Source organism: Caballeronia sp. BCC1704 (assembly GCF_902833455.1).
In the GTDB taxonomy this organism is placed as follows: Bacteria; Pseudomonadota; Gammaproteobacteria; order Burkholderiales; family Burkholderiaceae; genus Caballeronia.
This window is the reverse complement of record NZ_CADFFT010000006.1, coordinates 36,237-63,061: the sequence shown is the minus strand read 5'-3', so window position 1 is coordinate 63,061 and position 26,825 is coordinate 36,237. Positions and strand designations below refer to the sequence as shown.

Sequence of the window (26,825 nt, the reverse complement as noted above, 5' to 3'; positions counted from 1 at the left end):
GCTTCGTAAAATTGACGCCGGTTTGTGATGACATCGTTCGGGCGGTAGGCGGCAGGGTACCAGTTTCGTCCAAAGACTGTACAAACACGTCGACGTAACGTCGACGCATTTCCTTTCTCGTTGGCCCCGGTTAGAACGGAGGCGGCTGCCAAACGCTTCAATACGAACCTTAGGATATCCGGATCTGGCCAGGATTAGGCGTTCAGGCGGACCTCGCCGCCGTCGTTCGAAGCTCGGTCAGGCTCCACAGAGTCATTCGATCGTTCCACGTGGGCAAGGCGCTGGAGATCGACCGGTCCTTTCAGAAGGTGCTTCTTGGTGTGGCTCGACGGCGGTATTCGGTGAGCTCGCGACGAGGTAGGGGGCGACAGATCGCCGATAAGCACTCGTATTGCCGGGCAACGCTGACCAATCGTAATACAGTCCGCGATGTTATTTGCGACAAGCGACGACCGCAGAGGATCGGCTGAGTGGGCCTGTGCGTGGCGTGGCGAAAGTTCGGTCGAATCAAAGATGACCAGGCGCCATGATGGTCTTGGACTCCATCGAAGCGGAAATGAAATTGATGCATCATTTGCCGTGCACCGGACCGCATCCGCGCGCAGACGATGATTTGTTAAGGATTGGCCTGCCACGATGAGACAACCGGCTCCACGCCGTGTCGCTGCAGCGGTCCTGGACCGCGGCTTGAATCCCAGCTGAGATGGGGTCGGTAGCAGGTCGCTGATGCCATAAGTGGGGCCACAGAGACGGGCTCGCCGCTTGCGTAGGTGTTGCTCGGTTTTGCGGTTGCTAGATGCCGCCCGCCTGTGAGAAGCATGAGACGAGCAAAGCGCACGAAGCAGAGCAGATCAGAAAAAGGCGGCGACGAACACACACACTCGGAACTTTGCCGTTTCTTTTTCTAGCCTTTTTCCGCTTTCTTGTGAGCTCTCGCATCGCCGTTTGCTTCGTCTCCAACCTGCACATCACGCTGGATGCGCACTCGATCCAAGTAGGGAGACGTCAATGGATTTTTTCGCCCCGCTTTTTCTGGCGCATAACACTTTCTGGTCGTATGCAATGCCAGGCGCTTTCATATCCGGAGACTTCGTTTCCTGCCGCGACAATGCGGCCCTCGACCGAGTAGCGCAGGATTCGTCGCTGGCACAGGTCGGAAATGCGCACGAACAGGTGAGCGAACTCGGTGTGCAGGGAGGTGACCATTTGACTTTGGCGGTACGCGCACAAACGCCCGCCGCTTCTCCTGGTTCATCGGCTGAAAAACGCGCGCTGCCGGCGATCAGGGGGGCGCAGTGGTTGACTCACACGGTCGAGCGCAGCGGCCACGCTCACCGCGCGAAGGTCTACATACCGAATAGCTACGACGGTCGGCCGTTACCGATGATGCTGATGCTTCACGGCGCCCAGCAACACCCCGATGACTTCGCGGCGGGAACACAGATGAACGTGGCCGCAGAAGACGCCGGGTTCGTTGTCGTGTATCCGGAGCAACCGGAAAGCGCCAATCTGCTGCGTTGCTGGAACTGGTTCATACCGTTGAATCAGGCGCGCGATACCGGTGAAACCGCGGCGCTTGCCGCCTTGACGAATGACTTATTGCCCGGTTCAACGTCGATCGTGCTCGGGTATACGTGGCGGGCCTGTCCGCGGGTGGCGCCATGGCAATCAATCTGGCCGTAACTCACCCGGACCTTTACGCGGCTGCCGCTATCCATTCAGGCTTGGCATTCGGGGTCGCCAACGAGCACCTCTCCGCGCTATGCGCGATGAACGACGGGCAAGGCACAATCTGCTTGCCGAAACGAAAAGAGGGCGGGGCTTCCATGCGGCCTGTACCGTTGATTGTTTTCCACGGTGACGCCGATGACACCGTCCACCCGTTCAACAGCGAGCAGGTCATGGAGATGAGCCGGTTGTTGAACAGCCAAGCGGCCGACGCAAGGGTGTGCACAACGACGCGGGTCGAGCACGAACCGGGGCGCCATGACTACACGCGGGACGTTTGGCGCGACCAGGGCGGGTCTCTGCTTGCTGAGCGATGGGTGGTGCATGGTCTTGGTCATGCTTGGTCGGGCGGCCATGCTGACGGCAGTTATACGGATCATCGCGGGCCTGATGCCACCGCGGAGATCGTTCGATTTGTCAGCCAGTTCTCGCTCGAAATAGACGAGACGGCCCGTTGATGTGATTCAACTCGAGCGATTTCGAACGTGCGCCTAGCGGCAACTGCATCAGTCGCGTCGCTCTTTTCCAAAACCCGCGCTCTCGTCGAAGCAAAATAACGTGGCGTCGATTCCGGATCGCTATTAGTTAGCATACCTGATAATGTCTATTATCGGGATGGTGTTTCAGGGGTAGAATCGCCTAATTCTGATTTACCTGAGAGGGTAGGGGCCGTGGCACAAGGCAGCGAGCACTTTGACGATGAGAACCGCGATCGCGCTGGCGCCGATGAGCACGAGCGTTGGCCGAACGACGCGCCGACCGCGGCAGTCGCGCGCGTCGTGCTCGAACTCGACGAGGTGATCACCCTCAAGCGCCGGGCCGCAGCCGCGTGGCTGACCGCGCACGGCGACGCGGTGCCGTTGCTGCCAAGTCAAACCCACCCGCCTGGAGTTGGCGGTCGTCATCGCGCTGGCCGAAATTTACGGCGCTGCGCTGATCAACGACGCGCGCTTGGTGCCGGTGATCGACTTCATCACGGACGTCGGCGCGGTCAAGCTGGTGCAGCGCGTGATGTATGGCGCACGACCTGAATCCAACAGCAGCGCCGATTTCGATGTCACCGCGTACGCTGCGGAAAATGCGCGCCTGGCCGAACTGCTGCGCGAGGCTCGCACGGCGTTCGAGTTCCTGTGTGCAACGTGGCCCGAGGCGTTCATGGCGCAGGCCAGCGATGCGCTCGCGCAACTTGGCTTGCCCCGGCTGCACGCCCCGGCGCCGCCGTCAATAGATGTGGGGAGAGGCGGCGATGCGCCGGGCGATCGATCAGGCGAAGAGTCCGGCGATGCGCCAAGCGAGGAGAGCGACGATGCCTGAACGCACGCGCGTGGCGACGACATCCTCCCCGCAAAAGCTCACCGCCAAGACGACGCGGCCCCCGGAGAAGCTCACCGAATCACTCGCCCTCGAGCGGCGCTACACGACCAAGGATTTCACGGCGCTGCGCGCCTACGTGCAGCGCATCGCGCCTGCGGTGATCGCGTGTACCTACTACGATCCCGACGAGGATGCGCACGCGGCGACGCCCGGCGCGATGGAGCGGCATCTCACTGCGATGCTTGACGCGCTGGTGGCGCTCGCGCTCGCGCATGGCTCCACCGCGCTCGCGAATCACCTGCGCGCGTCGATTCGTCAGCATGGGCGGCCGGTGCTGACGGCGGTGACCTTTCGGATGGTGACCGAGGCGGCGCAGCTGGCCGCGCTGCCGCCCCGCCCCGATCATCCGATTGGCGCCTGGCTGCGTCCACGCGTGGCGCGGCGGCTGAAAGGCGAGGGCATCCAGACGCTCGGCGAACTGGTGGCGTTCTGCAACCGGCGCGGCGGCAGCTGGTGGCGCTCGATTCCGCGCATCGGCCCGGGCCGGGCGCGCGCGATCGTGAGTTGGCTGCGTAAGCAGCAGGCATCTCTGCAACTAACGATCGAGTCCGACATCGACTCGGTTGAGAGAGACGGCGTGCCGTTGATCGCGGCCGAACTCGTCGAGGTGGTGCCGGCCACCAAGGTGACGGGAAGCGGCCCGGGCGGCGTCCCGAGCGGTGGCGGTCCAGGCGGCAGCCCGGAATGTGCAAGCCCGCTGACGAGTCGGCTCGTTCTCGCGCCGCTCGAGCGTCTCGCCGTGCCGCAATCGCTCTCCGGCGCGCATGGCGAAAACCGCGCGACGGCGTTCTGTTATATCCAGGCGAGCCACGATCTCGATGCGGTGCGTGCCTATCTGAACCGTTTTCGGGATCAACCGAAAACGCTGCGCGCGTACATCAAGGAACTCGAACGCTTCTTGTTATGGGCGGTCGTCTTGCGCGGCAAGGCGCTCAGTGATCTCCGCGTGGACGACTGCGAGGCCTACAAGGATTTCCTGAAAGCGCCGGACCCGCGCTTTGTGGGCGAGCGCTTCGCGCGGCACTCGCCGCGTTGGCGACCCTTCGTCGCCTCGGCGAATGGATCGGCTTCGTTATCGCCCGAATCACAGCGGTACACCGTTCGAGTACTGCGGACCGCGTTCGCCTGGTGGGTCGATGTGCGCTATCTCGCCGGTAATCCATGGAGGGCAGTCAACGATCCGGGGGTGATCAAGCGAGAACGCGCGATGAAGATCGAACGTGCCTTGCCGGCGAATCTGTGGCGCAAGCTGCGCGACGAACTCGATGTGCGCTCAGTAGAAGCGGGCGGGGCGACCACCGGCGTGCAGTGGCGCGCCGTGCGCGCGGCGTGAGCTTCCCTCGGTTTTTCGCCTTCCACAGGTCCCGAGTTATGCAGCGGCATCCTTGGTCTGCTGAGCTTTGCTCCAGTCCTGCAGAAACTGAACCGGCGATACGAAGCCGAGCGACGAATGACGACGGCTGCGGTTATAAAACACTTCCAGGTATTCAAACAAGTCTGCCATCGCTTCCTGATGTGTCCGATAGCGAGTCGCATGGACGCGCTCGTTTTTCAGGCTGTTAAAAAAGCTTTCCGTCGGCGCGTTGTCCCAGCAATTTCCCTTGCGACTCATCGAGCAGCGCATGCCATATTCCGTCAGCTTGCGCTGGAAGTCGTGGCTTGCGTACTGGCTACCCCTGTCGGAATGATGCAGCGCGCCGGGCTCAGGCCGACGTCGGAACCACGCCATCGTCAGCGCGTCAATCACGATGTCCGCCGTCATGCGGGGCTTCATCGACCAGCCGACAATTTCCCGGTTGAACAGGTCCAGCACGATCGCCAGATACAGCCAGCCCTCGTCGGTCCAGATGTACGTGATGTCTGAAGTGAACACCTGATTGGGCGCCGTCGGCCTAAAGTTGCGCTCCAGCAGATTCTCAGCGACCGGCAGCTTGTGCTTCGAGTCCGTCGTTACCTTGTAGCGCTTCTTGTGCCGCGCCCGGATACCGTTCTCCCGCATAAGCCGCTCAACCCGTTCCTTGCTGGCCGGAAAGCCGCGCGCGCGAATCTCCTCGGTCATCCGCGGCGATCCGTAGGCGCCCTTGACCTCGGCGTGGATCGTGCGAATCAGCGCCAGTAACTGTTCGTTGCTCAGGCGTTTGCGCTCGGGTGCGCCGCCGCGCTTCCATGCTCGATAGCCGTTCAGACTGACCGACAGGACCTCGCACAGTACCGACAGCGGAAAGTGCCGGCACTGCGTATCAATCCAGGCGTACTTCACAGGAGGTCCTTCGCGAAGAACGCCGCCGCTTTTTTTGCGATTTCAAGTTCCATCTGCAGGCGCTTGTTTTCGGCTCGCAAGCGCGACAGTTCCATCTGTTCTGGCGTCACAGCCTTTGTCCCGGCGCCGTTCAGCTTGCCTGCCTCTGCAGCTTTCACCCAGTTGCGCAGGGTCTGCGGTGACATCTTCAATTCACGAGACACGGCACGGATGCTTTGTCCATCCTTGACCCGTTGCACGGCGGCCGCCCTGAACTCCGCCGTATAGGCTTGGTTTGGTACCTTGAACATTGTTCTTTTCCTTCCTTCAGATCGAGTTTACACACGACCCGCTGGAAGTCGAAATTTCGGGGGAAGCTCAGCGATTCTGTTGATGGGCGATTCGGGTCTGCGGCGCGAAGAAGCCGCACGCGCCCGGCGCGAGGATCTGCGCCCTTCATCCTTTGGAACACCCGAGCGGCCGGTCTGGGAGCTGACCCTCGTCGGCAAGGGCCAGCGCGAACGCACGGTGCCGGTGAGCGCCGCGACGCTCGCCGCGCTGCGCGCGCATTGGCGCGATCGGGCTCAAGATTTCGACGGCGCGACCGAAGAAGACAAACAGAGCGGGCCGCTGCTGAGCCCCGTCGTCATCCCGTGGACCGATGCATCACGCCGGCGACATCGGGGCGGGCAAAGCGCGGCGGGCAAGGAGGGGCAGCCTGTAAATGAAGCGGGCTACACCGCCGATGGACTGAACCGGCTGATTAGTCGAATGATCACCGAACTCGTTGAAACGATGGACGGCTTGAGCCTGAATGAACGAATGCGGCTGGGGCAAGCCAACGCGCATGCGTTTCGCCACACCTTCGGTACTCAATCGGTCGCCGACGACGTGCCCATCGATGTGGTGCAGAAGGTGCTCGGGCATGCGTCGCTGCAGACGACGACCATCTATGTCCAGGCTGAGAAGCAGCGCGTGGTCGAAGAGGTGGCTCGCTACTATGCCGGCGTCGCCGCGCATAAGACGGGGCAGTGAGCAGCAGCGCATTCGGCGCTGCGCACGTCACTGACCAAACACTTTCGGCGCTTTCTCGTGCACTTGCGCGCCGGAACACATGGAAAACACGATGACGGATGAAGAATTGAACCTGCGCGCCGGACTGGCCGCGTTCTCCGATGTGGACCGCGTGGTGGCGGTGAACCTCGATCAGTTCGACCCGCTGAACTCTCGCGACGATCTGATTAAGTTGCTGGTCGAGACCGGCATCTCGTTTTCGCGTCCCCGTGAAGGCGACATCGCTGCAGAGAATAGCGACAGCAGCGTTGAGGTGACGATTCGACGCGATGACGTTGTTTCCGCCGCGGCACGCGCCGCGTGCGAACTCGCGGCGAGTTGGATCGATGATAACGACGTGCAGGCGTGGAAAGTTGCAACGGGGCGATTCACGCGCTGAGCGGAAAAAGAACAGATGGCGACAGTGGGTCGTTGTTTTCGGTTCTTGCCGCAGGTCGCCCCCTTGGGCAAGCTCTGGATTGAAGCAATCCGTCGACGCCCCTGGGACGGTCACGTTCCTGATCCGCCTTCCGGCGTTTCACCCTCTGTCGCTTGGACGACCGAGAAGAGCTGAGATGAGACGGCGGGTAGCACATGTCCGCGGGAACCTCGAGCATAGAAGGGGTTTGCTCGTTGGGTTCAGCATAAAATGGCGGGGTTGTGCTGTCCACCGCGTTGCGAGGCGCGCCTGACGGCGAACCGTCATTACCACATCGCTAATCGATGCGTTTCCCGAGGGATAGGACTTGAGCCAAGAAGGGCAGTTGCTCGACAAGAAATCGCTGCGCGTCGTCACGGGAAAGTCTACAGACTGGAATGAGTTGGCCAAGGACTGCGTGGCATTTGCCAATGCGACCGGCGGCCGACTGCTCATCGGCATCGAAGACGCCGCTACTGCGCCGCCGGCTGGACAAGTGCTTCCCGCCGACCTGCCTGACCTGGTGCGCCGTCGCCTGAGCGAGCTGACCGTCAATGTTGTTGCGTTACCCGAGGTGAGAACGGCCGAGAACGGCGCGCAATATCTTGAACTGACGATTCCCCGCGTCGTGGCGGTCGCGTCGACCACCGACGGCCGCTACTACATCCGCATCGCTGACAAAAGTGCGCCCGTCACCGGCGACGATGTGCTGCGGCTCGCGAGCGAACGCGCGGCACTGCCTTGGGAGACCCAGTGCACGGCGCGAGTTTCGCGGCGTGAAGTCAACCCTGAAAAGATCCGTCGGCTCGTGCACGGCCTCAGGACGTCGGACCGGGTGAAAGCGTCGGTGAAGGAGAAGGCCGACGACGAGTTGCTCGAGCATTACATGCTGGTGCGCGGTGATTATCTGACGAACATGGGCGTCCTCTGTGTCGGCATGCAGGCCGATCGTACCCAGCTCGCGACGGCGCCCGTCATTCAAGTGATCAAGTACGACGACAACGGCGCGAAAATCAATAAATGGGTGTGGGACGACCATCTCCTCAGTCCGATGGAACTCGTCGAAGCGGTATGGAAGGAGGTTCCGGATTTCCGAGAACGGTATGAACTTCCGGACGGCCTCTACCGTCAGTACGTCCCAGCTTACGATGAGATTGTGGTGCGGGAGTTGCTCGTCAATGCACTCGTGCATCGGCCCTACACGCAGCGCGGCGACATTTTTATCAACCTGCATCCGGACCGCCTTGAGGTCGTAAACCCGGGACTTCTCCCGCTAGGCGTGACACCGCAAAACGTCCTGCACACGACCGTTCGACGCAACGAGATTCTGGCGCGGCTGTTCCACGATCTGAAACTGATGGAGCGCGAGGGAAGCGGTTTCGACAAGATGTATGAGGTCCTGCTATCGCAAGGGCGGCCCGCACCTGAGCTTATCGAGAGACACGACCGCGTGCAGGTGGTGATTCGCCGACGCATTCCGAAGCCGGAGGTCATCGACTTTCTTGCCAAGGCAGACGAGACGTTCCACCTTCAGCAGCGTGAGCGAATCGCCTTGGGATTGCTCGCGCAGCACGAAGCGCTCACGGCGCGGGAGCTTATCACCATGCTCGAGCTTGCCTCTGTGGAAGCACTTCGTCCCTGGTTGGCGCGACTGGTGGATTGGGAAGTGGTGAAGACCGCGGGACGCACACAGGCCACGCGTTACTTCGTTGACCCGCACCTACTGCGTAACCTCGACTTCGCAGCAGCGACGACGCTGAAGCGGATCGAACCACATCGCCTGTCGGCACTCATCCTGGAAGATGTCGCTCGGTATCCCGGTACAAGGATTAGCCAGATTCATCAGCGGGTAGGTCTGGAAATTCCGCGCTCACAGGTGCGACGGACATTGGATCGCCTGGTGAAGGACGGGAAACTACAATTGACTGGGACACGCAGTACGGCCCGATATGCGCTCACCTCCTAGCGTTGGCGCGAATCGCCGCCTATCTCAGGGAGATGAACCAAGGACCCGATCCAAGGCGGGCGGCAAACCCTCGCCAGGTAAGGGTTTCGCGATATCTCAACGTTGGTTCAGATATCGGAAATGAGCCAAGGCTAATCCAAACCGTGCCCAAGTCGAAGTGACGTCGCGGTCCAACCCTGAGGGGGCGCGAAGCCCGCGGTCACTTGAACGGCTGGTTCAGGTTCGAAACCCGCCTCACGTGTAATTCGCGCATTCGCGCATATGGGCCTTAGCGGACATTCGCATATCGGCTTAGGACGCCGGCTTCTGCAGTCATTCGACGGTTCACTTTTTCATCGCACACCACCACATCTCCATCGTCGGATCTGAACTGTCGAAATCTCTTCGAAGATTGAGGGATGTTTAAGCGAGATGCCGGTCGTTACATCAGAACCGCCTTGCTCGCTGGATGTTCCTGACGAACGTCAATAGGCCTAATAGCCGAGTAAAATAGCCTGCAATTTGACGGGATATCGAGCAGAATGACAGACTACGACGCAGACAAGGAGCGAAAAGAACGGCTTGACTGGATTGAGAAGTCCGCAATCGAAAATCTGAAAGCGCATCACGCTTCGGCAGACGTGATTGCCAAAGAGGCATCTACGACCTTGACAGTCCTGCTGGCTGGCGCTGGAGGTGGACTTGCATATGCGGGCAAGGCCATCGACGCGCATAGCTGGACATCGTACTCGTTCGGCGCGGTCGCTTTTACGGCGTGGCTGACCTGGCTGTGTTATAGATGTGTCAAAGAGTGTTTGATGATTTCTCCGATCCCGCAGATCTACAATGAGCCACGGAATCTGCATGCTCCGGAACTCACGCTTAGTGAGCTTCGCGAATCTGAGATTCTTGGATTGCAGAATCGAATTGATCGGGCCGCCAAGCGGAATGGCGAACTGTCCTCGAGGATGAATGATATACGGAAGCTGGCGGTAGCCAGCCCCTTGGTTTTTGCTATTTCTTCACTGGCGTGGGCGGTGGGTTATTCCTGGGGGGTGTCCGGTTGAACCCGTCCTTAGAGGGCGCGCGGTACACTGGCTGAGGGTCTGGCCGCGGCGAGGCCGGTTTATCATTCGAAGTAGCCATGTCTCTGCGTTGTGTCTGGTTTTGAGAACTCGTAAAGATACCAGAATTTTGTGCGGCCCTGCTTGGGCCAAGCCTTTGTTGCGAAAATTATACTAACCACCTAAAAGACCGATAAGGAACATTAGTAATGGCCGCTAAGAAAGTCATTTTTGTTGCATTCGCGATTGAAGATGCTCGCATCCGAGACATGATTAAAGGGCAGTCGTTGCATACAGATAGCCCTTTTGAGTACATCGATATGTCGGTCAAGGAAGCTTACGATGAGGAGTGGAAGAAGAAGGTCCGCACACGTATTCTGCGGTCAGACGGCGTACTGGCGATCATCAGCAAGAATTCCTTGACGTCTAGCGGTCAGAAATGGGAAATCCAATGTGCAAAGGACGAAGGAAAGGCCGTGAGGGGTATTTGGGCGTATAAGGACGACCGCACCGCTGTTGCGGGGGTGAACACGATGGTCTGGACCTGGGACAATGTTGCGAACTGGATCAACGGTCTTTAATGCGTAAAGCTCTCGTTATCGGTATCGATTCATACGACCATGTGTCGCCGCTCTATGGGTGCGCAAGCGACTCATTTGCCGTGAAATCCATGTTGGACCGTCATGCAGATGGTTCGGTGAATTTTGGCGTCCGGCACATCACAAGCGCCGGACACAAAGCGTCAACCTCTCGCGACGAAATAAGGACCGCGATCCGCGATCTCTTCTCAGGAGACGGCGAGGTTTCGCTTCTCTATTTTGCCGGTCACGGTCACATCGAGGCGACAGGGGGCTACCTTTGCTCTTCCGACGTCAAGACCGGCAACGATGGATTGGCTCTTGCTGAGATAATGACAATGGCGAATCAATCCAAGATCGCCAACCGCGTCATCATTCTCGATAGCTGCCACAGCGGGGTAGCAGGAGGCAGTGCGCTACAGCAGAACGTGGCAGAGATCAGCGATGGGGTAACCATTCTGACGGCATCGACTGACGAGCAATATGCATCCGAGGAGAACGGGGCAGGAGTATTCACCTCTTTGCTTGTCGATGCACTTGGAGGCGCTGCGGCCAATCTTGTCGGCGAAGTTACGCCCGGCGGCGTTTACGCCCACGTGGATCAGTCGCTCGGACCGTGGGCGCAGAGGCCTGTTTTCAAGACCAACGTGAAACGGTTTGTCTCTTTACGAAAAGTGCAGCCGCCTCTAGAGCTTGCGGAACTTAGGAAAATCTCGGAATTCTTTCCGACCGCTGGCTATCAAATGCAGTTGGATCCCACCTACGAACCTGAACGTCACGATTCGTGGGCAACAGATCCGCAGGGTGTTCCAAGCCCCGATCCAGACCACACCGCGATTTTCGCGGTCCTGCAAAAGTTCAATCGGGTCGGACTTTTGGTGCCTGAGGGTGCGCCCCATATGTGGCACGCTGCCATGGAATCGAAAACAGTGCGCTTAACCGCTTTGGGAGAGCATTATAGGCGGTTGGCGGCAAAGGACTTGATATGAGTGATAGGCGACTGCAATGTATCAAAGACGCGCTTGATTCAATTGTCGAGGAGTTAGCGCGTATTGAGCATGAGCGGTGGTCGCACTGGCAGACTTATATGCATAGCATGGGGGTCCGCCAAGCTGACGGGAGCTTGCTAATTCCTCCTGACCTCGTTGAGCGGTGGGACCGCCAAAGCGGAACGCAGTACATGAACCTAACCGAAAAAGAGAAGGAAAGTGATCGCGAACAGGTGCGAAAATACCTACCGTTGATACTGAGCACTCTTGCGAAGAGCTAAAGCGGCGCGTTATGTAAGGGAGATGGTCAGCAATCGGTTTTGCAAGAGCGGGAGCACACGCCAGCACTTAACATAACGCCGTCGTGACGCTCGGCGCATCACTAGGCGTTTAATGTTTCCTTTCAAGAACATAGCGCTCGCATCGGGGCGTTATCGACACGGTTATCCACGTGCTCTGTGGATAACTCAGCCCCCTGCAGCCACGCGCCAGACTGGACGCGCCTCCCGACAGATTCGACGCCGACCTTCTCGAATTCCGGAGTCGGCCATCTACGGCCACTCATTGGTTTCGTGACTTGTAAGTTGAATGAGTTGAATGGCGGTTCTACACCAGTTAGCTGACTGCCGCTCGCCAACCAAGGCCCTTACATCGGTGGCCAAAGTCTCCGTGTCGCATGCGAGATGCCGTCGCCGAGCGCATTGCCTTCCAATTAAGGACAAGAGGCGCTTAGCCCTATCCCGGGTTGATTCGCCAGCGGCGAGAACGATCGCCGTTTCCTTCTAAATGAAGAGAAGGAAGACATTGGACACCTCCTTTCGGCTGTTGCGGCGCTGCTGCGGCATGGTGACGAGACGGCTGGGCGAGCCGTGCCGCGCAGAGCCACTCACATTATTGTGCGGCTTTCCTCGGCTGCTTGACGGCCAGGAACGTAGGTAGTTCACGTGCACCGCGCGATCGTGTCGGTACCGAGGGGCGACCGAGCAAAGCGAACCAGTTTCCGAGCGAATAGTCTTGCTCGCCACGCCGACGTCGGACGCCATGGACGCACCTGGCTGCCGGAGCGGCATCGTCAGGAACGATCTAGCGATCGCAGCCAAAGGTGAGCGAATCGACCGGCTAGAAGACAGATGCAGGAGCCCGTCCTCGAGTTGTCCAAAAAGTCGGGCGCAAATCGATTGTCTCGATAAAAAAAGACGGCTACGCTCTTTGGCATCGCCGTCCGCTCCTTTCCGATGCAATCGGCGACTAGGCAACCTCCAAGTATCCGGTCATGACGACGAGAGAGCTTTCGGCGTGCATACGAGTACCCGCGCTCATATGGGCACTTTTCATCGCTCATCCCGTCGCTGCGGATTACGCCTACGCACCCGACGTCCATTGGCGCGATGTTGTCAAGGAATATCTAGTTGATGACTGGGACGCGCTTCGCACGTCAATAACAGCTTTCGAGCCGCCTGATAAAGCGACCGTACTGCTTAGAACGAAACTGATAGTTCACGACGATACAGAGGAGAAAGACGAGAACATCTGCAGTCAGACATCGACGCCGGCATACACAGAGATTACGGAAAACCAAACTCCGGTAATACACTTTTGTATTTGGAATTACGGGTATCTAATGGACCTGGCGGATTCCATCGCATACGCGCAACTTTTCTACGGTTACAGGTTAGATCCCGATTTCGGGAAAATTGATAAGATAATAAGCTCCTACGAGTCTTACCTCGCAAGGTCTGCCATTGAAGAGAATCTAGCGAACGACCTCCGGATGGAATCTGTCGGCCATTGCAACCCCGGACCCTTTCTCTACATGTTTGAGCAGGGCCTCGACTATATGCGGTGCGGCGACTTTTATGTGCACTCTTCCGTATCGCCAGAAATGAGAAACTGGCACCTGACGTATGCGTTCTTTCCTTATTTCAAACTTTGGTTTGAAAAAAACTTCCTGAGGCCTGCGACCTTAATTGACTATGACAATATGCGCGGAAAATTAGCACTCTCGTATTTCAGATGGTCTTACCGTGCCGTTCTGCTTCATGAATTCGGGCATATTGCCACCGGGGATATCGGTCTAGAAGGCGGAAATGAAGAAGCTGAAATAAAAGATGACGATGCAGCGATCAATTTCGCAACCAAGATAAGCGGGGACGCGCCGTCGGTACGCGCGACGGTCCTAAACACTTTGTCGCGTTCTGAGTACTACCTTACAGAGCTTTCCGCATTATTAAGGGGAAGGGAACTAAAGTGGTCCGCCGCGCGGATCCAGCATATAACAAGACAAGCCGACGCAGCCCAGCAATCCCTTTCTAAGGAGCCGCAACAACAGCAATCTTTTGGCTTTGGGGCCTTCAGGTCTCCATTCTTGATGTGCGGAACCAATTACGGTCGAACCCTGAAAGAGAGCTTCGTCTACGTTTGTCCCGATGCGTATGTCGAACTTCTGTATCTCTCCTCATATAAGACTAAGCCATTCTTACCTCCATCAGGTCGTAACAAAAGTTCATTTCAATGCAATATGTGGTGTATCCCGCATTAGTGCTGACGATACCGGTTGTCAAGACGTTGCAGTTGATTCTGTAAACGCGCTCTCGTTTGGAAAGGGAAAATATGGTGCAGCGTTAGCCGCGCACCTGGTAAGCGGAGCGACATCGGTTAGTCGCCGCTTGAGGGAGGGATCAGTAAGCGCATTTGCTTGAGCACCTCGACCTGCTCGACGAGGTTTACCCCCGCCAAGGGACTATTCGCATTTTGCGCAGTCAGGGATTGCATCTCCAGGCTCTTCTCCGCCGTCTTCAATGCGCTACGTGCCATTTCATTAGTCAGAACCTTGGGTCCGTCGAAGAACCGAATTATGTGAGATTTTGGAAGTAGGCAAACTGGACATGCATTGGTCGAGGGACACTTTTCATCACTTATTAGCTGAATGCCGAGAACGACGTCCGGTTGCGAGCTCCGACTTGCTGAGAGCAAACGGAGGTCTTCCAGGAGTCTACTGTTTCTCGCGCTCGCCACTGTTGGGCGATCTATGTTTGAGATTTTCAGTTCGACTTGTTGACCAACGATTTTTACCAGTAGCCAGACACCGAACGCGACAAAGAAAACACCCGGTCCGGCGCCCGCAAGCTTAATCGTCCATCCTCCAGCTTTGAAACTACCTTCGGTCTTAGAAAGTATGACGTCCTTATACAGCTTCCAACCTAGGGCGATCGACATGATGCCACCGCATGTCGCAATAACCAGGACGGTGGCTCTGCTGATTGCAACGATCAGGTCTACCGTCTGGCAGGCTTCCATGTTAGGTTCCCCGTTTGTCGGCCTCGCTCAGAGCAGCGTAGTCGCGCGTCGCAGATTAAGCAAACGCGTGCAAAAAAATTGTTGGCAGCGCGTCACAACCGCAACGTTCTTTTTCGCTACATCGTTAATCTTGCCCACGCGCTCATTATCGTCGCAGACGATGAAGGCGGTCACGTCAACGCCGGACCTCGCTCGCCCGGGTATAGCGCACATTCTGAGGGCCAACGCTAGCTTTTCATCACCGCGGCGAAGTTCAAAGACACGCAAGGCGGCGACCTCCGGCTTAGTGTTTGCGCTCGCGAAATCAGCCGCTCGGCCGCTCGTGCACCTCCCCGTAAGACCACTCGGACGGCTTGTTGCGCCCGGCGCTGTGCCCTGCCGGCCGCACGCCAAGAAGGGACGGAGATGGCAGCTATGGCGAAAAGGGGAAGATGCCTTTCGACATCGCCCGACAGGCAATCGACTGGTACGCGAGCCAGCATGCCGGTTCGCAAAATCAACTTCTTAGAGGCGAACTTGCTAAATGAAGGGCAGCATAATAAATAGTAAATACATGAACGGAATCCGCGGGCGCTTAGGCATCGTTACGCCTCATCGAGCCGAGCAAAGTCAAGGTCGTCCGTAAAGACCTCGATACTTATGGATTCCGCGTTGCAGAAGTTCACAATATCGATCCAAGGGCGCCATCCCGACTTCAACGCGCGAATGCGGACAGCGTGTTCCGGCCGGGAGTCGCCATGGAAAAACTCCGTCATATCGCCTAATCCATACGCTTCGAGCAGTCGTGCCCGGTCGCCGATCGCCTTCAGGCTCAATCTAAGGGCACCCTGTAGGTCACTTGCGAGCACTTCTGTTCCCCATTGATCGTCACGAACTGCGGCCGTCTTCATGATCTTCACTGCTCGCTTAGCTACAGCACCCACGAATCGGCGTAGTTCAATCGGAACGTTTCTAAACTCTGCAACATAAGCGTTGAGCTCGTTGGCGGTTTCGTCGAGTTGATACTGCTCGTGTCCCCACTTGAGTACCGTGTTCATGCGCCGAAGGTTCTTGATCGTTGTCGGCTCGTCGGTCTCAGTCCAGTCTGACAGTGTTTCGAGAATTGCCCTGTCCGGATGCGCAAAACGCCTCTCGTGATCGGCCTTCATTTCGCGAAGCTTTTCTGTGGGGTAGGCTTTCACGTCGTTCGTCTCAACGTGATGGGCATAGCACATGAGCATGAGGTTGGCGAAGCCTCGGCGTTGCTCATTCGTCATGTTCGGATTGAAGCGTTCCCCGCCTTCGCCGGCCGCTTCAATGTGGCATATCTGGCCGATGAATTTTCCCGAGGCATCCATCATCAAATGGGCACATCCAGCGAAGGCACAGAGGTTTCCAGATTTCAAGAAGAGTTCGCGCAAGGTCTCGGGCAGTAGGGCCAACCGTTTTGCTTTTTCGGGCATTTTCGGGATTCTCCGCATGGGAACGTGTTCCATCATAATCGGACGAAGAGCAACGCAGGTACGGAGTCCCGAGATAAGTCCTACGTAATCGCCGAGAGAGCGGCCATCGGCGTTATCCGCCCAAATCAGTTTCTTGGCAGTCTCGCGCATCTGTCGTCGAGCAGCGGCTCTCGGGTCGGCTACTATCTGCCAGAGATCGCCCGGTCCCAGTTAAGTCCTCGCACCCCCGTACTATCACGCGTCCGCTAGCTTGATGCGGCATATTTACGCATGAATGGGTCCTCCCTGATGTGTCGCAGCGTGTTGGGAAAGAACGACCGTTGCGCTTCACCAAGAGACGCCCAGCCCCGCAAGTAATGCACGGCCGAAGTGGGTCGCAATTTGCCAGTCGTGAGCCGGCACCGCGACGCGTCAGCAGAAGTTCTTGCTGACCGTCGTCAGTCCGCCAAGCAGATGGGACATATCGACGAGTCGCTGCGCGACCAGGTGACGGACTTCGCCCTCACATTGCCATGTGCCGTACACCGCGAGCAAGGCCGCGCCCAACGCTTCACGTCGCTGCTTCTCGAGCAGCGACGGCCATACGATGACATTGACGTTGCCGGTTTCGTCCTCGAGCGTCACGAACATGACGCCTTTTGCTGTCCCGGGTCGTTGTCGTACGGTCACCAGCCCACAGCCTCGCGCGAGACGCCCGTTCCGATACGTGCGCAAGGTCGAAGCGGGCATTAACCGTTGCTCAAGCAGTGCCGGCCTCAGCAACGACAACGGATGGCGCCCGAGTGTCAGTCCCGCGGTGTTGTAGTCGCTCACGATCTCCTGCGCCTCCGACGGCGCTCCGAGCGTTGGCGTGTCATCGTCGATCCGAGTATCGGCCAGAATGTCGCGGTCGGGCACCGCGGCCGCAGACTGCCACAACGCTTCACGACGATTTCCTGCCAGTGACCGGAGTGCGTTCGCTGCTGCGAGCACCTGCAGGTCGCGGCGATCGAGCTGCGCGCGACGCGCCAAGTCGCTCACGCTTGCGAACGGCTTCACCGCGCGCGCCGTTTCGATCCCCTCCGCCGCGCCCTCGCGCATGCCCTTGAGCAGCGAAAGCCCGAGTCGTACTAATGGTTTCTCGGGCTTCTCGTGACCGGGCCGCTTTTCCAGCACAGAATCCCATCCGCTGATGGTCACGTCGATTGGTGCCATTCGAACGCCGTGACGCCGCGCGTCTTGCACCAGCTGTGAGGGCGAGTAGAAGCCCATCGGTTGTGAGTTGAGAATGGCGGCCAGAAACGCGGCGGGCTCATGACACTTGAGCCAGCTGCTCGCATAGACGAGCAGCGCGAAGCTCGCCGCATGACTCTCCGGAAAGCCGTACTCGCCAAATCCCTTGATCTGCTCAAAGATCGCTTCCGCGAACGTCTTGTCGTAGCCACGCGCCTGCATGCCGCCGACGATGCGATCGTAGTATTGCTGCAGTCCGCCCTTGCGCTTCCATGCCGCCATTGCGCGCCGCAGTTGATCGGCTTCGCCCGGCGTGAAGCCTGCGGCCAGGATCGCCACCTGCATCACCTGCTCCTGGAAAATCGGCACGCCGAGCGTACGGCCCAGCGCGATCTCCAATTCCTTGCTGGGATAGGTGACCGGTTCGAGCTTCTGGCGCCGCCGCAAGTAGGGGTGGACGGCGCCGCCCTGAATCGGTCCCGGCCTCACGATCGCTACTTCAATCACGAGATCGTAGAACGCTCTGGGCTGCATACGCGGCAGCATGCTCATCTGCGCGCGTGACTCGATCTGGAAGACGCCGACCGTATCGGCGCGCGAAATCATCTCGTAGGTCGCCGCATCTTCCGCGGGAATGTCCTGCATCTCGAAGCGCTCGCCGCGTTGCTCCGAGACGATATCGAGCGTGCGTCGAATCGCGGACAGCATGCCGAGTGCGAGTATGTCGATTTTCAGCAAGCCGAGCGCTTCGAGGTCGTCCTTGTCCCACTGGATCGCGCTGCGGTCCGGCATCGCCGCGTTCTCCACCGGCACCAGCCGCGTGAGCTTGCCGCGACTGATCACAAAGCCGCCCGAATGCTGCGACAGATGACGAGGAAAGTTCAGAATCTGCGCCGCGAGATTCGCCCACATCGCAATCAGCGGATTGGCAGGATCGAGGCCCGACTCCTCGAAGCGACGCAGCAGATCCTGCGAGTGATCGAACCACTGGTGGCTTTTCGCGACCTTGTCGACGATCTGCGGATCGATGCCGAGCGCCTTGCCGGTTTCCCGCAGCGCGCCGCGCGGTCGGTAGGTTGAGACCGCTGCGGCGATCGCCGCTCGGTCCCGTCCATACTTGCGGTAGATGTACTGGATGACCTCTTCGCGCCGTTGGTGTTCGAAGTCGACATCGATGTCGGGCGGCTCGCCGCGCTCCTTGCTGATGAAGCGTTCGAACAGCATGTTGCCGCGAGATGGATCGACTTCGGTGACGCCCAGGCAATAGCACACCGCGCTGTTGGCGGCCGATCCCCGGCCCTGACAAAGGATATGTTGGCTGCGCGCGAAGCGCACGATGTCATAGACGGTGAGGAAGTAAGCCTCGTAGCGTAGCTCGCGAATGAGCTGCAGCTCATGCTCGATTTGTTGCTGCACGTGGTGGGGAACGCCGGCAGGAAAGCGCCGGTGCGCGCCGATATAGGTCTCTTGCCGGAGATAGGCTTCATGCGTGTAGCCTTCGGGGACGAGTTCGTCGGGATACTCGTAGCGCAGTTCGTCGAGCGAGAAGCTGCAGCGCGCGAGAATCCTCAACGTTTCGGCAATCGCATGCGGCGGATACAGGTTGGCGAGCCGTAAGCGAGAACGCAAATGCTGCTCGGCATTGGGCGCGAGCGCATACCCGCATTCGGCAACGGGTTTGCCGACGCGAATCGCCGTCATGGTGTCCTGCAGGGGCTTGCGTGAGCGCACATGCATCACGACGTTGCCGGTGGCCACGACCGGTATCCCGGCTCGCAACGCCACCTGTTCAACGATGCCGCGATGGATGTCGTCCATCGCCCGCTGATGCAGCGTGAGCCCGATCCACGCACGCGCCGGGAAAGTGTGGCGCAGCCAGTCGACGTGCGCCGTCAGCGTCGCTTCGTTCGCCGGAAAGTCCGGCACCAGGATCGCAAGGCAGTCTGGAGCGCCCTTTAAATGCGAGTAGCTTGGTTCCGGCCGGGCAAGATCGTCGGGTGTCAGCAGGTAGCTGCCCTTGGCCGCCCGCATGCGCGCCAGCGTGATGAGTTCGCACAGGTTGCCGTAACCTTCGCGGTTCTGCGCGAGCAAGATCAGGCCAAAAGCGGGGCGGTTCTTGGGACCGCCATCCGCACCGTGACTCGCCTGGACCAGACGAAAATACGAGCCAATGACGAGCGGCAGCTTTTCTTCCTTGGCCTGAACATGCGCGCGCACGACGCCCGCGACCGAGCACTCGTCGGTGATGGCCAGTCCCGCGTAGCCGAGTTGCGACGCGCGCAGCACCAGCTCCTCACCGTGCGATGCACCGTGCAGGAACGAGAAGTTACTGAACGCGAAAAGCTCCGCGTACTCGGGCAGGGCCGATGAGGGAAACTCCACAATGCCACCTGCTTATCCGCTTATCCAAATAGGCCGTGAAGGAACCAGCGCGTCTCTTCGGTCTTGACGCTCGGCCGCTCCCGGTAGATCCAGTAGCAACTCTTGTCGTCGGCTTCCGCGACGAAATAATCGCGCGTCACCAGCGCGCCGTCATGCCATCCGGCCTCGATCCGTTCGCCGGTCGACACCAGCTTGAGCGGCGAACCATAGAACGGACGATGGTTCTTGACCATCAAGCGCAACGGCACATGCAGCAGCCAGGTCGGTCGTGGTAGATCATCAGGCGCGGGGAGGGCGGAGGGCGCGAGGGTCGCGGCGTGCGTCCTTGGGCTGCCTTGCACCGGCACCCACTGATTGGCGTGCTCCGGGCGATGATCCGGTGCGGGCGCGGGCCGCAGTACATTTTCGGGGCCGAGGCGTGCCGCCAGTAGCTCCAGCAGCCGGTTATGGTCTTGCGCGGAGCCACCGGGCTCGGGGAACAGCGAATCGCTGGGCGGTTCAGCCGCTCGCACGTCCGAGGCCGTCAGCCGCACGGCGATCACCGCGGCTTCGAGCTCGGTGCGCCCGAGCCGCTCCTTCAAGAGGCGAGCCAGATGTTCTTCATGCCAGGTTGGCTCCGCGAGCGCGATCTCGATGAGCGTCGGCTCGATAGCCTGCCGTCCGCGTTCATGTTCGAGCGTGATCGTGGCATGCGTGAGCGCCAGTTGCTGGGCGGTGAGCCACCCGCAGAGCTGCACGACGAGTCGCCGCGCGGAAAAGAGGATGACTTCGGCATGCTCGACGCGATCAGGTAGCTCGACGCGTGCGCTGAAGGTCGGCGGTAGTTCGAGCCATTCGTGCAGTTCAGGCGCCAGGCCATAGGCCCGGTCCAGGGAATCGAGTAGGTCCACGCCACACCTTTTCTTCAAGCCTGCACGAGGCAGGCGTTGGATATCGCCCAGGACGCGGCAGCCCAGTCCACTGAACCAGTCGGCGAACGGCTGCAGCTCCGGCACCACCATGAACGGCAAGGCGCCCAAGTGACGTTCAAGCGAACGCATTTTGAGCACCCGCCGCCGGCCGGCCTTTGCGAGCAGCCAGGCGCCGCGGCCGGTGGGCGCGACGCTCATGCGCGCGGTGACGCCGATGGTCTTGACGACGTCCTTGATTTCGCCGCACACGCGCAGGATGCCGCCGAAGAGTCGCAGGCTCGCGGTGACGTCAACAACGATGGTTTCCTCTCCACACACGGCCACCTGCGGCGAAAACCGCAGCAGCGCGATGGCCACCTCGCGCTGCATCTCGTGTTCGCGCTCCGGGCTGCAATCAAACATCAGCGCCTCCGACGCGAGCGTCGTGACCCCGCCGCGCTTCATTCCCACGCGCACGCCCGCGTCCCTTGCCACCGCATCGAGGACGATGACCTTGTCGCGCTCGAGCACCACGCACCCGTGCTCAGACGGAGGCGACCACCTCGGTCTGAACACCTCCAGCGACAGCCGGGGCAAGTGAATGGCGACGAATACGGCCATAGGGACTCAGCAAAATCGGCGACGGTTGTAGGGAGACGGACAAGGGCTCCGTTCGGTTGGGGCCGCGTCGTTTAATCATGTCGACGGCAATCCCGCCCTCTGCCGGTCGAACGCCAAGCCGTAAGCTCGCCGGCGACGCATCCTGGGCGCTGGCAAGCGGCCGCACCAGAATCAGCAACGTGTCAGTCGCCTGGGCGGCCAGATGCAAGCGTCGCAACGCCTCGGAGCGGATGTGCTGCTGCCAAACCAGCAGCGCACCGCAAGTCCCGGCCTGCAGCACGCGTTCCGCGCACCACAAGGCGTCGGCTGTTTTCGACGCACGCAGCCACATCAGCTTCTCGAGTGGCACGCCGAGGTAGGAGAACGCCAGCGCGTTCGGCACGTGCGGCGCCTGCAGCAGCACGACGGGCCGCTGAGCATCATGAGCGACGCGTGCGAGCGCCGGGCGCATCAAACGCATTTCGCCCACGCCGGGCTGCTGGACCAGCAATTCCACCAGCGCACCCAGCGGCCAGCCGCCGCCGGGCAGTTCCGCCGACAACGCCGCGTAGCCGGTGTCGACGGTCTTGCCGTAGGCACGCGCCAACTGCGATCCGAGCCACAGGTTCGGATGAATGGACTCGACATGTTTGAGCAGGGCCGCCATTGTGCATAAGTACTGTATATATGTACAGTACTTTACCTCGAAATTCGCAACGCGGTATTGCGCCCTTTTTTGTCGCTGCGGCCCGGCAGGGCGACTATCCTGATTCGTTACTGCGCTGGGAAACAAGACGGCGCTGGCAGGGCCAATCGGTAACAAGCCATGGCGGCGCCTCTGGCCGCGTGCGGGAATGCAACGTCATGTTGATTCCGGCCCCTGCGCCCGCAATTGCGATGGAGCGTTGCAATCGAAGCGAGCAACGCCATCAGGAAACGAAGCAAAGGAAACGAAACGACGTATGGCCGGATCAGATATCAACGATGTGATGGATGGGTCGGACGCGCGCGCGGAACTGCTGTGCTTCCTGGTCGCGACCGTGGCGGCCTCCCATTCGCTCACGTATGAGTGGCGAGTCGATCATCTCGTGGAGAGCTGCCGCCTCTGGCTGCGACGCAACCACCTCTGGATGGATTGGCTCGAGCGCGTGCGCCTCGGCCAACTGGCGCTTAAGATCGCCAAACGAGACCTGAAAGGCGCCGGCATCGCAGTGCGGCAGTCGAACGTCCAGGCGCTCTTCACGGGTGACATGCAACTGAACTATTCGTGCACCGTCATCAAGAAGATGCTGGCGCTGTGCAAAGAGGCGCTCTGACGTCCGGCGCCTTGGCGTTCGCCATCACAACAATGGGGAATCTGACGCATGTGTTACTCAGCGCAAATCCAGGCCGACTATCGCCGCTACGTGAAGATGTTCGGCGCACAGATGGACATCCGTGAGTTTGCGCGACTGTTCTGGGAGCGTTCCGAGGGCAGCAAGGCAAAAATCCCGAAGGCGATGGAAGACGCCTTTCGGCAACCCGCGACCGATGACGAGCGTCAGATCAAGACGTTCATTGACCGGTACAACGCGGAACAGGCAACCCGGCTCGAACAGGATCTGTTCAAGCAACGCACACGGCTGGCGGATGCAGAGCGGTCGCTGCAGACGAAGGTGACCAAAGCGGCAACCGAGAGCAAGCGCATTGCCACGGACAAGATCGATGCCGCGCTACGGCGCCTTACCGATCTCGGTCGTTGCGAGCCGGAACCGCGTGATTCACGCATTTTTCCCGGCTACTACGCGCCCGTGCTCGTGGTCGAAGACGGGCAGTATGTCGTCAAGCCGATGCGCTATCAATGCCGCATCGCGGGCAAACCTGCGAACTACGACATCAAATATCCAGGGACATACAACGCGCGGCGCGACAGCCTGGACAATTTCTGGAAGCCGTGTTTTGGCCATACGCACGGCCTGCTGCTCGTCGACGTCTTCTACGAGAACGTCACGCGCGCGAAGTGCGAGAACACCTTGTTCGAAGAGCATGACGGACCGCAGGCGGTGGGCGAGAACGTCGTTCTCGAGTTTCGTCCCAACAACGGCCAGCTGCTGATGGTCGCGTGCCTGTGGTCCAAGTGGACCGCGCCCGGTCAGCCGGATCTGTTGTCGTTCGCCGCCATCACGGATGAACCGCCTGCCGAGGTCGAAGCTGCGGGTCACGACCGCTGCATCGTGCCGATCAAGCGAGAGCACGTCGACGCCTGGTTGAATCCGCAGGCGTCCGACCTCGCCGCGCTCGATGCCATTCTGGAAGACCGAGACCGGCCTTACTACGAGCATCGGCTCGCGGCGTAGAGGTGGCGTTGGTGGCGTGGTGGCAAGCAGCGGTGATGCTTGTCCGGCGATGCTTGGCTGGAAACCTCGGAACGCTCCTTGCTCGACTGTCGTTGTTCTTTTCTCAGGAGAGGCGACGATGGCAGGTGACAACTCGTATAAGCCCGGTGAAATCGTCAAGGTGTCGGGTATCTATTCGGTGGTTCACGACGATGGCAAAGACACCTTCGAAGTGACGTGTGTGGAGGGCGAGCACTTCCCGCCGACGCGCAGCGGCAAAGGCGCTCACTTCGAGCTGAAATACGGGGCGACCCATTCGCATAAGCATGGGGAACTGAAGGGCACCGAGGTGCGCGGTTAGTGTACGATCTACCGTGTGAAGTGCTGCTTGTCTAGCGCTTCATGCCGACCGCCCGGCGCATCGCGGCGGTGATTCCTTGCCGCGTGCGCCAGTAGTCTTCCCACGGATCGGTGGTGAGCGTCCGTTGTCGGTGGATGGCTTGCGCCATCGTCCATTGGTTGCCGCTCCTCACGTCATTCAGCTCGTCCCATGAGACCGGCATCGACACCGCCATGCCGGGGCGTGCGCGCACGGAAAATGCGGCGACCGTGCTCGCGCTTCGACCGTTGCGCAAATAGTCGATGAAGATCTTGCCCACTCGATTCTTCGGACCGAGGACTGCTGAAAAACGCTGCGGCACCACGCGTGTCATGTGCTGGGCGACCGCTTGCGAGAACAGTTTCACTTCGTCCCATCCCTGTCGCCGGTTGAGCGGCACGACAATGTGAAAGCCCTTGCCGCCGCTGGTTTTCGCGAACGAGCGCAATCCCAGCTCATCCAGCACCACCTTCACGAGCGCTGCCGCTTCCAACATGGCCGACCATGGCAAGGCTGGGTCGGGATCGAGATCGAAGATGACGCGATCCGGATGCTCCAGATCAGGCGCCGCGCCATTCCATGAGTGAATCTGACGACGCTCATCTGAGCGAGTCCGACCAGCGCGTCCGCGGTATTCGCCACGAGCAGCGGCTTGTGTCCCGGATACAGACTGACGGGCAGCTCTTCGATGCCGGGAATGCGGGCGCGCTCGGAGTGCTTCTGAAAAAATAGCTCGCCGGCAATGCCGTCGGGCGCGCGCACGAGCGCAAGGGGTCGGGCATGCAGATACGGCAGGGCCCACTTGGCGATCGCGTCGTAGTAACGCACGATGTCGAGCTTGGTGCGGCCTGACGCCTGATCCATCACGCGCTGCGGGTTGCTGATCTTGATGTCGCCCACGATGACTGTCCCGCGCGGACCGGGCCTTTCGCGGGTCGAGCCGATTTGCTCGGGACCCTCGACCCGCGGTTCGGCGATGACCTTTTCTTCCGTCACCGCACGGGCAGGCCTGTCTTCGCGCAGCGCATGAAAGACCGGATGGCGGACTTCACCGTTGGGCGTCCATTCAAGAAAGGCGACCTCCGCCACGATGTCAGGCTTGAGCCAGTAAAACTCGCGATCGCGCTCGGGTTCCGGCGCGTTATAGAAGGCCGGTTGCGCCTGCTGCAAAGCCTGAGCGCGCTTGCTGAAGGCAGCGCTTCGCCCGGGCGTGAGGTGGGGTGCAACGTGCCCGGCGTACCGGAGGGCGCCATCTGGATCGTAGACGCCCAGCAACAAGGAGCGCACGCCTGATTTCGCGCCCTTGACACGCGAAAACCCGCCGACCACGAACTCTTGTCTCAGATTGCACTTGAGCTTGATCCAGTCGTTGGAGCGTCCGGACCGGTAGGGCGCGTCGGCCCGCTTGCCGATAATGCCTTCGAGCTGCATCTTGCAGGCGGAAGCCACGAGCGAGGCCGGATCCTCGGCGAAATCGTCCGAATAACGCAGGAGCGGGTTTTCAACGCTTTTCATCAACTCGTGGAGCAATGCACGGCGCTTTCGCAACGGCTGTTCACGGATGTCGGTGCCGTTAAGCCAGAGAAGGTCGAAGACGAAGAGAACGATGTCAGCTGTACTGCGCCGGTCGAAAGCGTGCTGCAGTGCATTGAAGTCGGGCTTGCCCGTCGCATCAAGGACGACCGCCTCGCCGTCAATCCATGCGGTGTCGGCGGGTATGGCCTCAAGCGCAGCGCGCAGCCGCGGCATGCGCTCAGTCCAGTCGTGGCCGTTGCGCGTGACCAACTTGACGTCGCCCCGTTCGATGCGCGCGAGCATGCGATAGCCGTCGAACTTGATCTCGTAGGACCAGTCGCCTTCGCCAGGATGACGTTCAACCAGCGTCGCCATTTGCGGCTCGATCAGCGCTGGCATTCCGCCAGGCAGCGCGTCAGGTGCGCGCACGCGTGTCGCGCGTGAACCGCTCCAGCGCCCCATCTCAGTCGTCCGCGCCCGGCGGCAAGCCACCGCCGTCATCAGCGTCATCGTCCTTCCAATAAAGATTCGGCGGATGAAGCGCCTGAGTGGTGTCAATCCCGGCCATCTGGAGGGCTCCATCGATGCACTGGAGTTCGCGATCGAAGCGAATTCGCCAGCGCGCCGGCGGTTCATCGTCGCCTAGCAGCGTCATGCCGTCATGGATGACGAGCGCATATCGCGCAACCAACAGGGCATCGACGAGCTGCGCTTCCCGTTTGGCTTGTTCCAAGAATGTAGTCGCTTTCATGGCGGCGCCTCCCGCACTTAATTACGCAAGCGTTGCGCCCGGGGGAACCGGGAACGACGAGGCGTTGCACATCTAAGACAGCTCGGAACAGGAATTCCGGGTGAGCGATAAGGGTTTATACTGGGGTTGTCTACTCCATGTCCACCGATATCGATTTTGCCCGCTCAACTGAGCGGGTTTTCTTTGCGTCTGTTTGCGTCCACCGAGCCGCAGTTGCCGCTCCCCATCCATCGACGCGGATCGCTCGTTGTACTAACGATTGCAGGCGCGACGTACCATTAAAGCTAATCCTAATAATACGAATTATCACCATTGAAACCGACACTCGGCGTGCGGGTTGACGGTCGCAGTCCGAGAGCACGGACTGGAGGCAACCAGCAAGCCGGCTCGGCGCTCAGGGTAAGCCTCCGGGAGGGACACTCCTTGCAGCCAGCGGGGGCCAAGCCCAGGGAACGAACCGCGAGCGGTAGCCACGGTTGCGGGGGGAGCGGTGGAGGTCGTTGGCGCTCGCCGGACTCGCACTCACCGACGGACAGAAAAAGAACCCAGGCAAATGTCGCCCCAGATGCCGCGATGGACGGTGGCCAGACGGAGCAAAAGCGCTTGCACGGTTTCGATAAGGGTTTATACTAAGTTCGTCTCCTCCATGTCCAC

22 protein-coding genes and 1 pseudogene are annotated in these 26,825 nt (G+C 59.8%); 14 read left to right on the top strand and 9 right to left on the bottom strand.

Annotated features, from left to right (window positions below; genetic code table 11):
* Window positions 1–1,008: 1,008 nt before the first annotated feature.
* The 4 genes from HWX53_RS27985 to HWX53_RS26025 all read left to right on the top strand — a co-directional run bounded on the left by HWX53_RS27985 (window position 1,009) and on the right by HWX53_RS26025 (window position 4,435).
* Window positions 1,009–1,683 (top strand): PHB depolymerase family esterase, encoded by a 675-nt coding sequence (locus tag HWX53_RS27985; protein ID WP_279612511.1) that lies wholly within the window; start codon window positions 1,009–1,011, stop codon window positions 1,681–1,683.
* Entirely contained in the window at window positions 1,635–2,186 is a 552-nt protein-coding gene (locus tag HWX53_RS26035; protein WP_347879177.1) for a PHB depolymerase family esterase, read from the top strand. The genes HWX53_RS27985 and HWX53_RS26035 overlap by 49 nt, the downstream gene beginning before the upstream one ends.
* A 433-nt stretch (window positions 2,187–2,619) precedes the next feature.
* Window positions 2,620–3,042: a hypothetical protein gene (locus HWX53_RS26030; RefSeq protein WP_244140286.1), complete on the top strand. Its 423-nt coding sequence runs from the start codon at window positions 2,620–2,622 to the stop codon at window positions 3,040–3,042.
* Complete coding sequence (locus tag HWX53_RS26025; protein WP_244140285.1) at window positions 3,035–4,435, top strand: phage integrase family protein; 1,401 nt, start codon at window positions 3,035–3,037, stop codon at window positions 4,433–4,435. Before HWX53_RS26030 ends, HWX53_RS26025 begins: the two co-directional genes overlap by 8 nt.
* Before the next feature lie 36 nt (window positions 4,436–4,471).
* On the opposite strand, the gene HWX53_RS26020 is transcribed toward HWX53_RS26025, so the two are convergent.
* Window positions 4,472–5,652, bottom strand: a protein-coding gene (locus HWX53_RS26020; RefSeq protein ID WP_175946331.1) for an IS3 family transposase whose coding sequence is annotated in 2 segments (ribosomal slippage) — window positions 4,472–5,400 and window positions 5,400–5,652 — 1,182 coding nt in all. Because the reading frame shifts where the segments join, the coding sequence is not laid out codon by codon here.
* Between HWX53_RS26020 and HWX53_RS26015 the strand changes: the two genes are divergently transcribed.
* The 7 genes from HWX53_RS26015 (at window position 5,645) to HWX53_RS25985 (ending at window position 13,927) form a co-directional block, all read left to right on the top strand.
* Window positions 5,645–6,376 (top strand): site-specific integrase, encoded by a 732-nt coding sequence (locus tag HWX53_RS26015; protein ID WP_347879176.1) that lies wholly within the window; start codon window positions 5,645–5,647, stop codon window positions 6,374–6,376. The genes HWX53_RS26020 and HWX53_RS26015 overlap by 8 nt on opposite strands.
* 79 nt (window positions 6,377–6,455) lie before the next feature.
* Window positions 6,456–6,794 carry a hypothetical protein gene (locus tag HWX53_RS26010; RefSeq protein WP_175946329.1) on the top strand — a complete coding sequence of 113 codons (339 nt, stop codon included), beginning with the start codon at window positions 6,456–6,458 and terminating at the stop codon, window positions 6,792–6,794.
* 364 nt (window positions 6,795–7,158) lie between these two features.
* On the top strand, window positions 7,159–8,778 hold the full coding sequence (locus HWX53_RS26005) for an ATP-binding protein (protein ID WP_244140283.1): 1,620 nt from the start codon (window positions 7,159–7,161) through the stop codon (window positions 8,776–8,778).
* A 521-nt stretch (window positions 8,779–9,299) separates the two neighbouring features.
* Window positions 9,300–9,824, top strand: a complete 525-nt coding sequence (locus HWX53_RS26000) for a hypothetical protein (protein WP_175946325.1) — start codon at window positions 9,300–9,302, stop codon at window positions 9,822–9,824.
* A gap of 206 nt (window positions 9,825–10,030) precedes the next feature.
* Window positions 10,031–10,402 carry a hypothetical protein gene (locus HWX53_RS25995; RefSeq protein WP_175946323.1) on the top strand — a complete coding sequence of 124 codons (372 nt, stop codon included), beginning with the start codon at window positions 10,031–10,033 and terminating at the stop codon, window positions 10,400–10,402.
* Entirely contained in the window at window positions 10,402–11,388 is a 987-nt protein-coding gene (locus tag HWX53_RS25990) for a caspase family protein (RefSeq protein ID WP_175946321.1), read from the top strand. Before HWX53_RS25995 ends, HWX53_RS25990 begins: the two co-directional genes overlap by 1 nt.
* Window positions 11,389–12,661: 1,273 nt before the next feature.
* Window positions 12,662–13,927, top strand: coding sequence for a hypothetical protein (locus tag HWX53_RS25985; RefSeq protein ID WP_175946320.1), 1,266 nt, complete (start codon window positions 12,662–12,664; stop codon window positions 13,925–13,927).
* 116 nt (window positions 13,928–14,043) lie between these two features.
* Here HWX53_RS25985 and HWX53_RS25980 read toward each other — a convergent pair whose 3' ends face one another.
* The 6 genes from HWX53_RS25980 to imuA all read right to left on the bottom strand — a co-directional run bounded on the left by HWX53_RS25980 (window position 14,044) and on the right by imuA (window position 21,878).
* Window positions 14,044–14,685, bottom strand: a complete 642-nt coding sequence (locus HWX53_RS25980; RefSeq protein WP_175946318.1) for a hypothetical protein — start codon at window positions 14,683–14,685, stop codon at window positions 14,044–14,046.
* Between the two features lie 27 nt (window positions 14,686–14,712).
* Window positions 14,713–14,859, bottom strand: a complete 147-nt coding sequence (locus tag HWX53_RS25975; protein WP_175946316.1) for a hypothetical protein — start codon at window positions 14,857–14,859, stop codon at window positions 14,713–14,715.
* A gap of 410 nt (window positions 14,860–15,269) precedes the next feature.
* The gene (locus HWX53_RS25970) at window positions 15,270–16,277 is read right to left on the bottom strand and encodes a hypothetical protein (RefSeq protein ID WP_175946314.1); all 1,008 of its coding nucleotides are present in this window, start codon (window positions 16,275–16,277) and stop codon (window positions 15,270–15,272) included.
* Window positions 16,278–16,538: 261 nt separating this feature from the next.
* Window positions 16,539–19,721 (bottom strand): error-prone DNA polymerase, encoded by a 3,183-nt coding sequence (locus HWX53_RS25965; RefSeq protein WP_175946312.1) that lies wholly within the window; start codon window positions 19,719–19,721, stop codon window positions 16,539–16,541.
* Between the two features lie 20 nt (window positions 19,722–19,741).
* A complete protein-coding gene (locus HWX53_RS25960) occupies window positions 19,742–21,232 on the bottom strand; it encodes a DNA polymerase Y family protein (protein WP_175946310.1) in 1,491 nt (496 codons plus the stop codon).
* Window positions 21,156–21,878 carry a translesion DNA synthesis-associated protein ImuA gene (gene imuA, locus HWX53_RS25955; RefSeq protein WP_175946308.1) on the bottom strand — a complete coding sequence of 241 codons (723 nt, stop codon included), beginning with the start codon at window positions 21,876–21,878 and terminating at the stop codon, window positions 21,156–21,158. The genes HWX53_RS25960 and imuA overlap by 77 nt, the downstream gene beginning before the upstream one ends.
* Before the next feature lie 295 nt (window positions 21,879–22,173).
* Between imuA and HWX53_RS25950 the strand changes: the two genes are divergently transcribed.
* The 3 genes from HWX53_RS25950 to HWX53_RS25940 all read left to right on the top strand — a co-directional run bounded on the left by HWX53_RS25950 (window position 22,174) and on the right by HWX53_RS25940 (window position 23,887).
* Window positions 22,174–22,527, top strand: a complete 354-nt coding sequence (locus HWX53_RS25950; protein WP_175946411.1) for a hypothetical protein — start codon at window positions 22,174–22,176, stop codon at window positions 22,525–22,527.
* A gap of 48 nt (window positions 22,528–22,575) precedes the next feature.
* A complete protein-coding gene (locus tag HWX53_RS25945; protein ID WP_175946306.1) occupies window positions 22,576–23,547 on the top strand; it encodes an SOS response-associated peptidase family protein in 972 nt (323 codons plus the stop codon).
* A 118-nt stretch (window positions 23,548–23,665) separates the two neighbouring features.
* Entirely contained in the window at window positions 23,666–23,887 is a 222-nt protein-coding gene (locus HWX53_RS25940) for a hypothetical protein (protein ID WP_175946304.1), read from the top strand.
* A 31-nt stretch (window positions 23,888–23,918) separates the two neighbouring features.
* Here HWX53_RS25940 and ligD read toward each other — a convergent pair.
* A pseudogene (gene ligD / locus HWX53_RS25935) lies at window positions 23,919–25,795 on the bottom strand (DNA ligase D).
* A gap of 88 nt (window positions 25,796–25,883) precedes the next feature.
* Window positions 25,884–26,171: a hypothetical protein gene (locus HWX53_RS25930; protein WP_175946302.1), complete on the bottom strand. Its 288-nt coding sequence runs from the start codon at window positions 26,169–26,171 to the stop codon at window positions 25,884–25,886.
* Window positions 26,172–26,825: the final 654 nt, after the last annotated feature.

What these genes read in the sequence shown, in the direction of transcription:
- HWX53_RS27985 (WP_279612511.1), top strand. Translation starts at nt 1,009, where the DNA reads ATGGATTTTTTCGCCCCGCTTTTTCTGGCGCATAACACTTTCTGGTCG.
- HWX53_RS26025 (WP_244140285.1), top strand. Translation starts at nt 3,035, where the DNA reads ATGCCTGAACGCACGCGCGTGGCGACGACATCCTCCCCGCAAAAGCTC.
- HWX53_RS26010 (WP_175946329.1), top strand. Translation starts at nt 6,456, where the DNA reads ATGGAAAACACGATGACGGATGAAGAATTGAACCTGCGCGCCGGACTG.
- HWX53_RS26000 (WP_175946325.1), top strand. Translation starts at nt 9,300, where the DNA reads ATGACAGACTACGACGCAGACAAGGAGCGAAAAGAACGGCTTGACTGG.
- HWX53_RS25995 (WP_175946323.1), top strand. Translation starts at nt 10,031, where the DNA reads ATGGCCGCTAAGAAAGTCATTTTTGTTGCATTCGCGATTGAAGATGCT.
- HWX53_RS25990 (WP_175946321.1), top strand. Translation starts at nt 10,402, where the DNA reads ATGCGTAAAGCTCTCGTTATCGGTATCGATTCATACGACCATGTGTCG.
- HWX53_RS25985 (WP_175946320.1), top strand. Translation starts at nt 12,662, where the DNA reads ATGACGACGAGAGAGCTTTCGGCGTGCATACGAGTACCCGCGCTCATA.
- HWX53_RS25980 (WP_175946318.1), bottom strand. Translation starts at nt 14,685, where the DNA reads ATGGAAGCCTGCCAGACGGTAGACCTGATCGTTGCAATCAGCAGAGCC.
- HWX53_RS25970 (WP_175946314.1), bottom strand. Translation starts at nt 16,277, where the DNA reads ATGCGCGAGACTGCCAAGAAACTGATTTGGGCGGATAACGCCGATGGC.
- HWX53_RS25960 (WP_175946310.1), bottom strand. Translation starts at nt 21,232, where the DNA reads ATGGCCGTATTCGTCGCCATTCACTTGCCCCGGCTGTCGCTGGAGGTG.
- imuA (WP_175946308.1), bottom strand. Translation starts at nt 21,878, where the DNA reads ATGGCGGCCCTGCTCAAACATGTCGAGTCCATTCATCCGAACCTGTGG.
- HWX53_RS25950 (WP_175946411.1), top strand. Translation starts at nt 22,174, where the DNA reads ATGGCCGGATCAGATATCAACGATGTGATGGATGGGTCGGACGCGCGC.
- HWX53_RS25945 (WP_175946306.1), top strand. Translation starts at nt 22,576, where the DNA reads ATGTGTTACTCAGCGCAAATCCAGGCCGACTATCGCCGCTACGTGAAG.
- HWX53_RS25940 (WP_175946304.1), top strand. Translation starts at nt 23,666, where the DNA reads ATGGCAGGTGACAACTCGTATAAGCCCGGTGAAATCGTCAAGGTGTCG.
- HWX53_RS25930 (WP_175946302.1), bottom strand. Translation starts at nt 26,171, where the DNA reads ATGAAAGCGACTACATTCTTGGAACAAGCCAAACGGGAAGCGCAGCTC.